Source organism: Caulobacter segnis ATCC 21756, assembly GCF_000092285.1.
Lineage (GTDB): Bacteria > Pseudomonadota > Alphaproteobacteria > Caulobacterales > Caulobacteraceae > Caulobacter > Caulobacter segnis.
On the sequence record NC_014100.1, the window covers coordinates 4,113,798 to 4,126,062 of the forward strand.

Sequence of the window (12,265 nt, forward strand, 5' to 3'; positions counted from 1 at the left end):
CTTACTCCGCGGCGATGAGGGTGGGTTCGGTGGGACGAGGCGCGCCGCCTTCGCGGCGACGCAGGTTGATCGTCGCGTCGACATCGAGGATCAGGGCCACGCGGCCATCGCCCAGGATCGTCGCGGCGGCGACGCCCTCGACCTGCTGGTAGTTCTGTTCCAGCGACTTGATGACCACCTGGCGCTGGCCGTGGATGGCGTCGGCGACCAGGGCGGCGCGCGAGCCGTCCTCGCCCTCGACCAGCAGCACCACGCCGTCGGTCGGCGGCGGGCTCTGGTCGCGGTAGCCAAGCGTCAGGCCGACGTCGATCAGCGGCACGAAGCTGTCGCGAACGGCCAGCACCGAGCCGACGGGGCCCAGCGGACGGATCTCTTCCGGCTTCGGGCGCAGGCTTTCGACGATGGCGGCCAGCGGCACGACCAGGGTCTCGCCGGCGACGTCGACCACCATGCCGTCCAGGACGGCCAGGGTCAGCGGCAGGCTGAGCGTGAAGGTCGAGCCGTGGCCCGGACGCGAGGTGATCGAGATCCGGCCGCCTAGGGCCTGGACCGAGCGCTTGACCACGTCCATGCCGACGCCACGGCCGGACACGTCGGAGATCTTGTCGGCGGTCGAGAAGCCCGGGAGGAAGATCAGGTTGTCGATTTCCTCGTCGGTCAGCTGCAGGTCGGGCGCGATCAGGCCCTTCTTGACGGCGATCGAGAAGACGCGCTCGCGGTTGATGCCCTTGCCGTCGTCGGAGACCTCGATGACGATCCGGCCGCTGCGGTGCAGCGCGGCCAGGCGAACCATGCCTTCGGGGTTCTTGCCGGCGGCCTTGCGCTCATCGGGGCTTTCCAGCCCGTGGTCGATGGCGTTGCGCAGCATGTGGGTGATCGGTTCGGCCAGACGCTCGATGACCGTCTTGTCGACCTCGGTGTTCTCGCCGTCCATCACCAGGCGAGCCTGCTTGCCCGTCATGTTGGCGACTTCGCGGACCAGGCGCGGCATGCGCTGGAACACCGACTTCACCGGCTGGGCGCGGATGGCCATGACGCTGTCCTGGATCTCGCGCGTCAGCTGTTCCAGCTCGTCGAGGCCCATGGCCAGGTTGGAGGACGGGGCGATGCCATATTCGCCGACGCGCTGCGCCAGCATGGCCTGGTTGATGACCAGCTCGCCGACGAGGTCGATCAGACGGTCGATCCGCTCGGGATCGACACGAATGACGGACTGGCCGGGACCCGGCACTTCGACTTGAGCGGCCTTGGCCGGCGCGGCGGCGGGCGCGGCCGGGGCGGCGGCGGGCGCCGCGGGCTTCGGAGCTTCCGCGACCGGCGCGGGCGCCGGAGGCGGAGCCTCGACGGCGGGTTTGATTTCGACCGGCGCCGGCGCGGGCTCTTCAGCCACGACAGGCTCGGGTTCCGCGGGCGTCTGGACCTCGGCGGCGGAGATTTCGCCCCCGCTGACCAGGGCCGCCAGCTGCTCGACCGTGGCTTCGCCGCGGATGATGTCGAGGTCGCAGTCGCCGTCGACGAATTCGAAGACTTCGCGGATGGCGGTCTCGTCCTCGTCGGTTTCGACGCGGACGTTCCAGGTGACGTAGGCCGCTTCCGGATCCAGGTCGTCCAGGTCCGGCAGGTGACGGTCGTCGAGGGTGGCCTTGATCGGCCCGAGGCGGCTCAGCTCACGCAGCAGCAGGGCCGTCTCGTTGGCCTTGCGATAAAGGTCCGACTTCGGACGGATCGACACCGTCCAGATGTTCTCCGGCGCCAGCTCGGCGTCGGCCGCCTGGGCTTCCACCGTGATGGTCTGGGGCACGAACACGAAGCCGAGGTCGTCGTCTTCCATCGCGTCGTCGTCCGCGGGCGCGGCGGCGGCGGGGGCCGCGGCGGCCTCGACAGGCGCTTCGCCGGCGGGAGCTTCGGCGACCGGGGCCGGCGCGGGGCTGGCGTTCGGGTCGGTCCAATGTTCCAGCTCGGTCGCCATGGCGGCCGAGGCGGCCATGTCGACATCGCCAAGACCGCGAGCGGCGCTGACGTGGTCGGCCAGGATGTCGGACGCGCGCAGCAGGACGGCCGCCAGTTCGATCGTGCTGGGCACGGCGCCCGAGCGCACGGCGTCCAGCAGGGTCTCGAACACGTGGGCGAAGCGCACCAGCGGCTCGAGGCCGAAGGCGCCGGCGCCGCCCTTGATCGAGTGGACGGCGCGGAACACGGCGTTGACCGTCTCGAGGTCGCCGGACCCTTCCTGCATAGCCAGGAGACCGCCTTCGAGGTCGGCGAGAAGCTCCTCGCATTCCTGGAAGAAAGTGACCTTGATGGCCTCTAGCTCGTCCATTTCCCGTACGTCCTAATTCGCGTCTAGCAACGGGTATTCACAATAAGCGGCGGAGTACTCGCCGGATCAGGCGGCGACGCGGCGGATGGCGTCGACCAGCTTTTCCGGATTGAAGGGCTTCACGATCCAGCCCGTCGCGCCGGCCTCGCGGGCCCGCTGCTTCTTGGCCGGGTCGCTTTCGGTGGTCAGGACCAGGATCGGGATGGCGCGGTAGTCGTCATCGACCCGCACCGCCTCGATGAAGCCGAAGCCGTCCAGCTTGGGCATGTTGATGTCGGTGATGATGACATCCGGACGGTGGGCCGAGAGGACCTCGAGCCCATGCTCGCCGTCGACGGCCTCGACCACGTTGAAGCCGGCGCCGGCCAGGGCCATGCGCAGCATGTCCCTCATGGTGCGGGAGTCATCGACCGTAAGAACCGTCTGCGTCACGATTCAGCTCCTTGGAATTCCGCCGACAGGAGCGCCTTTTCAGCGCCGAACAGACGGGTGGTTTCTACGAAGGCCTCGGAAGGCCCCTTGATGGAAAAGGATTGACCGTCATGGTCCCAGGCCTTGCGGGCCGCCAGGAGGACCTGCAGGCACAGACCGCCGAAGCGGCGCACCTGGTCTGCCTCGATCTCGATCGGCGCGCCCCGGCGAGCCAGGAGCGCGGCCTTCAGAGGGACCGCGGCCTTCAGGTCCAGATTTTCAGGCAGCGCAATGGCGGCCATTAGAATTCCTCCCAACCTTCCGTGACGGGGGCTTGAGCGACCGCCGCCGAACCGCTGCTCCGGCCCGGACGGGCGAAGCTGTTCAGACGGGCCTGCTGCTCGGCCACCGGATTGCGCGCCGGAGCGTGCTGCGTCGCGTCGGCCACGGCCGGGCGCGAATAGGACGAGGCGGCCGTACCCACTTGGAAGCGGGCCATCAGGCGAACCAGTTCGGCGGTCTCGCCCTTCAGCGAGTGCGTCGCGGCGGTCGACTGCTCGACCATGGCGGCGTTCTGCTGAGTGACTTGGTCCATCTGGTTCACGGCCGTATTCACTTCGTTCAGACCGGTCGCCTGCTCCGCGGCGGAGGCCGCGATCTCGGTGACCAGGGCGTCGATCTCACCGACCTTCGTGACGATCCGCTGCAGCGCTTCGCCGGTCTGGCCGACCAGGCTGACGCCTTGGCTGACTTGCTGGGTCGACGAGGAAATCAGGGTCTTGATCTCCTTGGCGGCCTCGGCCGAACGTTGCGCCAGGGCGCGGACTTCCTGAGCCACGACAGCGAAGCCGCGACCCGCCTCGCCCGCCCGCGCCGCTTCGACGCCGGCGTTCAGGGCCAGAAGGTTGGTCTGGAAGGCGATCTCGTCGATCACGCCGATGATCTGGCTGATCTGGCCCGAGCTCTTCTCGATCTCCCCCATGGCGGAGACTGCCTGATGCACAACCTGGCCGGAATGCGTCGCTTCGCCACGGGTGGTGGAGACAACGTCAGAAGCCTGGCGGGCGCCCGAGGCCGTGCGACGAACAGTCGCGGTCAGTTGGTCGAGGGCGGCGGCGGTTTCTTCCAGGCTGGCGGCCTGCTGTTCGGTGCGGCGCGACAGGTCGTCGGAGGCGTGGGCGATCTCGTCGGCGCCGGTGCGCAGGCCGTCGGTCGAGGCGGCGATGACCTTCATCGTCTCCTGCAGCGAGCCCATGGCGGCGTTGAAGTCGTCCTTCAGCTTGCGGTAGTCGCCCGGGAAGTCGGCGCTGACGCGGAAGGTCAGGTCGCCCGAGGCCAGCTTCTCCAGGCCCTCGGCCAGGCTGGTGACCACGAGGGCGCTTTCCTGGGCGGCGGCCGTTGCGGCGGCTTCCTTGGCGCGGCGCTCGTCCGCGGTCAGGGCGGCCGACTTCTCCTGTTCGGCGCGCAGCTGCTCAAGGTGCAGCTGGTTGTCGCGGAAGACCTTCAGGGCCGAAACGATGGCGCCGAGTTCGTCGCCGCGCGTCAGCTTCTCAAGGTCGATCTTGTTGTCGCCCTTGGAGAGCTTGTCGGTGGCGCCGGCGATGTCGTTGATCGACTTGCGGGTCGTCATGACGGTCAGGAAGGCCAGGGCGCCGACGGCGGCCAGGGTGACCAGCGACAGGATGATCGTGATGCTCATCGCGGCGGTGGCTTCGGCCTGACGCTTGGCCGTCTCCTTGGCCACGCGCGCGTTGGCGGCGGCGACCACCTGGTCGAGCACGCCCGTCATCTTGGCGTATTGTTCTTCGAACGGGGCGATGAAACCGGCGGCCATGCCGAAGTCGACGCCGATCATACCGCTGACGGTGTCGATGGCGCTGCGGCATTCCTCGAGCGACTTGATCAGCTCGTTGATCTTGGGCTGCTCGTCGGCCGGCAGTTTGCTCTTCAGCGCGATCAAGTCCTTCTTGACCGCGTCGGTCTCGGCCAGGACGGCGGACATCCGAGCGTCGTTCTTGTCGACGTCGATATTGCCGGCCTTGTGGGTCATGACGACGAAGAGTTCGCCGTTGATGTTCGAGATGCGCTTGGAGATCTTCTGGATCTCCATGTTCTGGCGCATGTCGTTTTCGACGACCTGCTTCAGCGCAGCCGACTGGCTCTTCTGAACAATGATGGCTCCGCCGGCCATCAGGGCCAGCATGAGCAGCGCGAAAGCCGGCGCGAAGCCGATCTTGATGATCAACGGCAGATCGACGAGACGAAGTCGTTTCATCGTAGGTCCCCTCCAACCAGCGGCCCGTGCCCACGGGTCGCCAAACTGAGAGGAGATAATCCAGATAGAGTCCTAACAGACTCTGACTTGGTTAAAAGGAATTCGAGATAAATGCGCCTGAAAGCCTCGAAATGGGCGTTTGGTCGCAGCGTCCGCGAGCGCGATTCTAAGGAGTATCGCAACTAGCAAAGGCTCTTGGCCTGATCGCGGCCATGGTTACCTGGAAGTAAATCCCGAATATTCTTACGAGACTTAGAATATATTAACTGCCCTCTGAGAGTCTGCTCCTGCGTCCAGTTGGCGCATCGTCCATGGGACGTGGAAACACTACTAGGAGCAGCGGGATGAAATATCCGATCGCTATTGCCGCGGGAATCGCCGGCAGCTTTTTCGTCGCCCAAGCCGCCACGGCCGCCGGTGGTTTCGAAGACCAAATGGGCCGTTGCCTGCAGCAGTTCGCCAACACTCGCGACGCCGCCCAGGTGATGCTGGAGTGCAACGCCGCTGACGGCAAGCTGTCCGACTGCAAGGTCGTCGATAACAGCGCCGCGGGCAAAGGTTTCGACAAGGCCGCCATGTGCATCGCTGAAAAGCTGCCGATGGGCGCCAAGACCGGCACCGTGAAGGTTCCCTTCCGCTTCCCGGGCGGCGCGTAAGCCTCGCTCACCAAGCTGGAAAAGAAGAACGCCCTCGCCGATTGCTCGGCGAGGGCGTCTTATTGTGCGCTGACTTGAGCGCGAAACGAGCCTGGGCCCATTCCGCGCCAAGCCCTCACTCCCTCTAGAATTCTTCCCACTCTTCCTTCACGGCCACGGCCGCGCCGCCTCGCGATGTCGGCGCGGCGCCGGGACGGCTTGCCGGACGCGGCGCCGCGGCGGCGCGCGGCGCGGGCGCCCGCGGGGCCGGGGACTGGACGACCGGAGCGGCCGAGGCGGCCGAACGGCCCGAGATCGAGAAGGTCGCGACCTGGTTGGCCAGTTCCGCGGTCTGGCTTTTGAGCGAGTGGGTCGCCGCCGTCGTCTGCTCCACCATGGCGGCGTTCTGCTGGGTCACCTGGTCCATCTGGTTGACGGCCGTGTTGACCTCCGAAAGGCCGCGGGCCTGATCGTGGGACGAGGCGGAGATCTGGACGATCAGCTGATCGATCTCGGCGACCTTGCCGACAATGCCCTGCAAGGCCTCGCCGGTCTGTCCCACCAGTCCCACCCCCGCTTCCACCTGCTTGGTGGAGGCGCCGATCAGGGCCTTGATCTCCTTGGCCGCTTCGGCCGAGCGTTGAGCCAGCGCCCGGACTTCCTGGGCGACGACCGCGAAGCCCTTGCCGGCCTCGCCCGCGCGCGCGGCCTCGACGCCGGCGTTCAGCGCCAGCAGGTTGGTCTGGAAGGCGATCTCATCGATCACGCCGATGATATTTCCGATCTCGCGCGAGCTGGTCTCGATCTCGCCCATGGCGGCCACGGCCTGGTCGACGACGGCGCCGGAACGCTCGGCCTCGGCCTTGGCGCCGGCGACCACCTCCTGCGCCTGGTTGGCGCCGTCGGCGGCCCGTCGAACGGTCTGGGTGATCTCGTCCAGCGCCGCGGCGGTCTGCTCCAGGCTGGCGGCCTGCTGCTCGGTGCGCCGCGCGAGATCATCGGCGGCGATGCTGATCTCTTCGGTTCCGGAGCGGATGCCGTCGGTGGCGGCGCTGACACCGCCCATGGCCTGGTCCAGCAGCTCGACCGCGTTGTTGAAGTCGTCCTTCAGCTTCTGGAATTCGGCGGCGGCGTTGATATCGAGCCGAGCCATCAAATCGCCCTTGGCGAGACGATCCAGCGCTTCTCCGAGCGCGGAGACCATCTGCGCCTGGCAGGCCTGGGTCTTTTGCTGCTCGGCTTCAAGTCGCCGGCGCTCGTTGTCGATGGTCTCGAGATAGATCGAGATGGCGAAGTCCATGTCCAGCAGGACGGCCTTCATCAGGGCGCTGAGCGCTTCGCCGGCCTCGGCCACGCCGCCCTTGCTGATAAAGCCCTTGGGCCAGACAGACTCCATGACCGAGCGGATCAGGTGGTCGCTGACCACCGCGTAGCCGCCGATATACCAGCGCGGCTCCAGACCGATGCGGGCGTGGGTCTCGCCGATGGCGCGCACGGCGCGGACATAGTCCTCGCTGAACTCGGCCTGGACGATCCCGTCCCAATGCGCCTGCTGGCGACCGCTGGCGGCCGCCATGTGCTGGTCGTCCTTGAAGAACTTCCGGGTCTCGGGCGTGGCGGAAACCTTAGCGTAGAAGCTCGTCAGCGCAGGCCCGATGGCCTTGCCGATGACCGGCCTCAGAGACCGCAAGGCCGCGCGGGCCTTGTCGTCGATCCCCATAAACGCCACTCGCTCATTAATCGCATGATCGTGGCTCATGGCCGGTATCCATCTGCTGGGTGCAGCGGAAAGGCTCGCGTCGTCGTGCTTAATGAGAGCTTAAGCATACCCGCTGGACGTGCGTCAGCTTGCCACGCTCGCCCCAATCAAACACCCAACGCCATGAGCGGGATGGACCTGCTCGAGGCCAAGGCTGACAGGGCTTTCACCCTCCGCCATGCGGTGTGATGCCGCAGACGAAAGCGCCGCGGGCCTGCGGCAAACCGCCACGCATCCAAAAACGGCTCAGCCGCCCTGCTTGAGCGTTTCCCGCGCCACGATCAGTTGCTGGATCTGGGTCGTGCCCTCGTAGATTCGGAAGATTCGCACGTCGCGATACAGACGCTCGATTCCATAGTCGGCGACATACCCGGCGCCGCCGAAGATCTGCACCGCGCGGTCGGCGACCTTGCCGACCATTTCCGAGGCGAACAGCTTGCTGGCGGCGGCCTCCAGCGTGACCCCAACACCCGCGTCGCGCTTTCGGGCGGTCTCCAGCACGAGAGCCCGCGCGGCCAGGGCCTCGGTCTTGCTGTCGGCGATCATCGCCTGAATGAGCTGGAAGTTGGCGATCGGCTGTCCGAATTGCTTGCGCTCGCTGGCATAGGCCACGCAATCGGCGATCAGGCGCTCGGCCACGCCCACGCAGACCGCGGCGATGTGCAGACGACCCCGATCGAGCACCTGCATGGCGACCTTGAAGCCCTCGCCTTCCGCGCCCAGCCGGTTCTCGACCGGCACGCGGACATTGTCGAAGGTCACGTCGTGGATGTGAGCGCCCTGTTGGCCCATCTTCTTCTCGGGCTTGCTGACCGAGAGACCTGGAAGATCACGGGGCACCAGGAAGGCGGATACGCCGCCTCCGCCCTTCACGTCGGGATTGGTCCGGGCCATCACCGTGAACAGCGAGGCCTTGCCGGCGTTGGTGATGTAGCGCTTGGACCCGTTCAGCACATAGGCGTCGCCGTCCAGCGTGGCGCGCGTCTGCACCGCGCCGCTGTCCGAACCGGCCTCGGGCTCGGTCAAGGCGAAGGAGGTGATCACCTCGCCGGACGCGACGCCCGGCAGCCACTTGGCCTTTTGGGCGTCGTCCCCGAACATCACTAGGCCCTGGCTGCCGATGCCGACATTGGTGCCGAACACGGAGCGGAAAGCGGGCGAGGCGCGGCCCAGCTCGATGGCCACCAGCGCCTCGTCCTCCATGCCGAGGCCCAGGCCGCCGTATTCTTCCGGGATCGACAGACCGAAGAGGCCGAGCGCCTTCATCTCCTCGATGACGTCGGCGGGCACGGCGTCGTCCTCGGCGACCTTGGCCTCGATCGGACGCAGCCGCTCGGCGACGAACCGAGCCACCGTGTCGATCAGCTGCTCGCGGGTCTCCAAATCGAGGGCCATGCGCGTCTCTCCCGTTGCCGGCGCCCTCGCTGGACGCGAGAGCGTGTCAAACATCTGTTTTGACCGAGACTGTAGCGATGGTCCCCGAGAATGGAAGCCTTCCCCTACGCGCCCTTCGCAGCCTTCTCGGCCTGGGCCAGCACGCTCTTGCGAACGCCATAGGCCAGGTAGATCGCGGCGCCGATCAGGTGGGCGTAGAAGAAGTAGACCTGGGTCTTCACCGGCAGGCTGATGAACAGGTAGAGGCAGCCCAGGATGCCGGCGGGCGCCACGACCTGCCAGATCGGCGTGGAGAAGACGCGCGGACGATTGGGCTCGCGCAGGCGCAGCAGGATCACCGACGCGCCGACGGCGATGAAGGCCCACAGCGTGCCGGCGTTGGCCAGTTCGGCGATGTCCTTCAGCGACAGCAGGCCCGACAGCACCGCCGAGAGCGCCCCGGTCAGCAGGGTCATCATCACCGGCGTGCCGGTCTTGGCGTTTACCCGCGACAGCGCGCGGGGCAGCAGGCCATCGCGGGCCATGACGAAGAAGATCCGGCTCTGGCCATACATGAAGGCCAGGATCACCGTCGGCAGGGCGATCACCGCGGCCAGGGCCACCAACTGAGCGATCTTCGGGTGCTGAAGGCTTTCCAGGATGAAGACCAGCGGCGCTTCGCTCTTGGAGAACACCTCGGCGCGCGAGGCGCCGATCGAGACGGCGGCGACGATCATGTAGATCGCCGTGCAGACGGCCATGGAGCCGACGATGCCGATCGTCAGGTCGCGCTTGGGGTTCTTGGTCTCCTCGGCGGCGGTCGAGACCGCGTCGAAACCGTAGAAGGCGAAGAAGATCAGGCTGGCGGCGGCCATCACGCCGATCTTCACCCCGTCGGGGCCCGGGGCCGCGGTGAAGCCGTTCGGCATGAACGGCGTGAAGTGGCTGGCGTCGAAGGCCGGCAGGCACAGGACCACGAAGACGATCAGGGCGGCGATCTTCACCGCCACCAGAAACATGTTGACCACGGCGCTCTCGCGGGTGCCAAGCGCCAGCAGGCCCGCCACCGCCATCGAGATGATGACCGCCGGCAAGTTGATCAGGCCGCCGGCGTGCGGTCCGGCCAGCAGGGCGTCCGGAAAGCCCATGGCCTTGAACAGGCCATGGGCGTGGGCGGACCAGCCCACGGCGACGGCCGCGCAGACCAGGGTGTATTCGAGGATCAGGCTCCAGCCGACGAACCAGGCCACCGGTTCGCCCATGGCGGCGTAGCTGTAGGTGTAGGCGCTCCCCGCCGCCGGCATCATCGTCGAGAGCTCGGCGTAGCAGAGGGCGGCGCAGGCGCAGACCGCGCCGGCGATCAGGAACGACAGGATGACGCCGGGCCCCGCGAGACCGGCGCCGATGCCGGTCAGGGTGTAGATGCCGGTGCCGACGATGGCGCCGACGCCCAGGGCCATCAGGTGCGGCCAGCTCAGGGTCTTTTTCAGTTGATGGCTGTCCGCGTGTCCCGCGGTGATGGTGTCGATGGCCTTTCGGCGCGTCCAGAAGCTCACTTGGGGTCCCTCCGACTCATGGACGCGACCATGGAGTCGGTTTCGTGCTCCGCCAAGCCTTGATCTTTAGAAGAATATTCTCGTCAGCGCGTAGGCCAGCACCGCGACGGCGACGGTGACCGTTCCCAGCATCACCGCCAGACGCGGCTTGACCTGAAGCAGGGCCTTGGGACCGAGCTTGGCCGAGATCGCCCCGACGCCGGCCAGCAACAGGAAGCTGGAGCAGGCCGCCAAGGTCGAGACCAGTGCGGGCGGGATCAGGTTCAGCCCCCGCGCGGCCGCCAGCGCCGCGAAACCGAGCACGAAGGCCGGCGGCGCCTGCAGGCCAGAAACCCGACCGCCTTCGGGGCTACGGGTCAGCATGATCCCGATCAGCACCACCGCCGGGCCCAGCCAGACGATCCGCGCCAGCTTGGCCAGCGCCGCGGTGCTGGCGGTCTCGGGCGACACCGAGGCGCCGGCTCCAGCGACCTGGGCGACGTCGTGGATCGACAGGCCGAAGAACACGCCCGCCTGGTGGGCGGTCAGCCCTAGAGCGTTGGCCAACGGCGGATAGGCCAGCATGGCCACGGTCGAGAGCAGGTTCACGCCGACGATGACGAGAGCCGTCGTGCGCTGATTGGCCGGGCTGGCCGGCGCGGCCTGCGAGGCGGCCAGGGCGGCCGAGGCGCCGCAGATCGAGCAGGCGGCGGCCGCGATCAGGGCTTCGGCGAACGGCAGGCCCAAGGCCAGACCCGCCGCCGCGCCGATGGCGAGGCCGCCCAGGACGACGACGCCGCTGGCCAGGATGGCGGGACCGCCCAAGGCGGCGAACTCGGCCCAGCTGATCTGCGAGCCCATCATGGCGACGCCCAGGCGCAGGCCGGGCTTGGCGAAGATATCGAGACCGGCGCCCAACTGGGCTTGCAGGCCCAGCGCGCCCAGCATCATGCCGAGCACCACGGCGATCAGCGGCGCGGGCGCGTGGAGGCTCTGCGACAGCAGCTTGGCGACGATGGCCAAGGCCAAGCCCGCGGCCAGCCCCGGCGCCAGCTTGCTCGCCCCCAGCCGAAGGGCGGCGACCGTCATCCGCGGACGGTCTCGCCCGCGATCGGGGCGGGGGCGAAATGGGCGTCGGCGCGGGCGCAGCGGTTGGAGAGGCGCTCGTTCAGCTGGCGCACCGTGCGGCTGCCCGTCCGCTCGAAGGCGAACGGCAGAAGACCATGGACGAGGCAGGCCAGACCCGCGGCGATCAGGGTGAAGCCGAAGCTCCAGGCCACGCCCATGTGCTGGCCATAGCTCTCGCCGACCGAACGGGGGTGACGGGTGAAGGACGCCAGCATCGAAACCTCGCGATTTGCCGAGGTTCCCTAGGATGGCGAGGATTCGGGGAAAGGCATTACTGGATTACGCGCCAAACGCGGCGTAGAGAGAATTTCATTCTCGATCAACGCGGAAGGCGGAGATGATTGATCTCGATCATATCGATCGGCGCCTGCTGGCCATCCTGCAGGAGGACGCCACGGTTCCGATCGCCGATCTCGCCGAGCGGGTCGGCCTGACCCAGACGCCGTGCTGGAAGCGGATCAAGCGACTGCAGGACTCCGGCGTGATCACCGCGCGGGTCGCGCTGCTGGACCGCGAGGCCCTGGACCTGCCGCTCACCGTCTTTGTCGCCGTGAAGACCGGCCGCCACGACGAGGAATGGCTGAAACTCTTCGCCGAAGGGGCCAAGGCCCTGCCCGAGGTGGTCGAGTTCTACCGGATGAGCGGCGAGGTCGACTATCTGCTGAAGGTCGTGGTCAAGGACATCGCCGCCTACGACCGCTTCTACAAGCGCCTGATCGCCACCGCGCCGCTCAGCGACGTGTCGTCCAGCTTCGCGATGGAGCAGATCAAGTTCACCACCGCGCTTCCGGTCGCACCGACCTGAGCCTTGTCTTGAGCCTGTCATGG

General features: G+C 67.4%; 10 protein-coding genes and 1 pseudogene. 2 read left to right on the forward strand and 9 right to left on the reverse strand.

Annotated elements, in window-relative coordinates; translation table 11 throughout:
* Position 1: 1 nt before the first annotated feature.
* From CSEG_RS18805 to CSEG_RS18820, 4 genes and pseudogenes are all read right to left on the reverse strand, one after another.
* Positions 2–2,320 carry a chemotaxis protein CheA gene (locus CSEG_RS18805; RefSeq protein ID WP_013080816.1) on the reverse strand — a complete coding sequence of 773 codons (2,319 nt, stop codon included), beginning with the start codon at positions 2,318–2,320 and terminating at the stop codon, positions 2–4.
* Positions 2,321–2,386: 66 nt separating this feature from the next.
* On the reverse strand, positions 2,387–2,752 hold the full coding sequence (locus CSEG_RS18810; RefSeq protein ID WP_013080817.1) for a response regulator: 366 nt from the start codon (positions 2,750–2,752) through the stop codon (positions 2,387–2,389).
* A complete protein-coding gene (locus CSEG_RS18815; RefSeq protein ID WP_013080818.1) occupies positions 2,749–3,033 on the reverse strand; it encodes an STAS domain-containing protein in 285 nt (94 codons plus the stop codon). Before CSEG_RS18815 ends, CSEG_RS18810 begins: the two co-directional genes overlap by 4 nt.
* A pseudogene (locus CSEG_RS18820) lies at positions 3,033–5,050 on the reverse strand (methyl-accepting chemotaxis protein). The gene CSEG_RS18815 and the pseudogene CSEG_RS18820 overlap by 1 nt, the downstream one beginning before the upstream one ends.
* Before the next feature lie 300 nt (positions 5,051–5,350).
* On the opposite strand from CSEG_RS18820, the gene CSEG_RS18825 reads away from it, so the two are divergent.
* On the forward strand, positions 5,351–5,662 hold the full coding sequence (locus CSEG_RS18825; RefSeq protein WP_013080820.1) for a hypothetical protein: 312 nt from the start codon (positions 5,351–5,353) through the stop codon (positions 5,660–5,662).
* Positions 5,663–5,786: 124 nt separating this feature from the next.
* Here the strand turns inward: CSEG_RS18825 and CSEG_RS18830 are convergent, their stop codons facing one another.
* The 5 genes from CSEG_RS18830 to CSEG_RS22930 all read right to left on the reverse strand — a co-directional run bounded on the left by CSEG_RS18830 (position 5,787) and on the right by CSEG_RS22930 (position 11,652).
* A complete protein-coding gene (locus CSEG_RS18830) occupies positions 5,787–7,400 on the reverse strand; it encodes a globin-coupled sensor protein (RefSeq protein ID WP_013080821.1) in 1,614 nt (537 codons plus the stop codon).
* A gap of 246 nt (positions 7,401–7,646) precedes the next feature.
* Positions 7,647–8,795: an acyl-CoA dehydrogenase family protein gene (locus CSEG_RS18835; RefSeq protein ID WP_013080822.1), complete on the reverse strand. Its 1,149-nt coding sequence runs from the start codon at positions 8,793–8,795 to the stop codon at positions 7,647–7,649.
* Between the two features lie 104 nt (positions 8,796–8,899).
* Positions 8,900–10,330, reverse strand: a complete 1,431-nt coding sequence (locus tag CSEG_RS18840) for an amino acid permease (RefSeq protein ID WP_013080823.1) — start codon at positions 10,328–10,330, stop codon at positions 8,900–8,902.
* A gap of 66 nt (positions 10,331–10,396) precedes the next feature.
* Positions 10,397–11,398, reverse strand: coding sequence for a putative sulfate exporter family transporter (locus tag CSEG_RS18845; RefSeq protein ID WP_013080824.1), 1,002 nt, complete (start codon positions 11,396–11,398; stop codon positions 10,397–10,399).
* Entirely contained in the window at positions 11,395–11,652 is a 258-nt protein-coding gene (locus CSEG_RS22930; RefSeq protein WP_013080825.1) for a DUF6356 family protein, read from the reverse strand. The genes CSEG_RS18845 and CSEG_RS22930 overlap by 4 nt, the downstream gene beginning before the upstream one ends.
* Before the next feature lie 122 nt (positions 11,653–11,774).
* Between CSEG_RS22930 and CSEG_RS18855 the strand changes: the two genes are divergently transcribed.
* Entirely contained in the window at positions 11,775–12,242 is a 468-nt protein-coding gene (locus CSEG_RS18855; protein WP_013080826.1) for an Lrp/AsnC family transcriptional regulator, read from the forward strand.
* Positions 12,243–12,265: the final 23 nt, after the last annotated feature.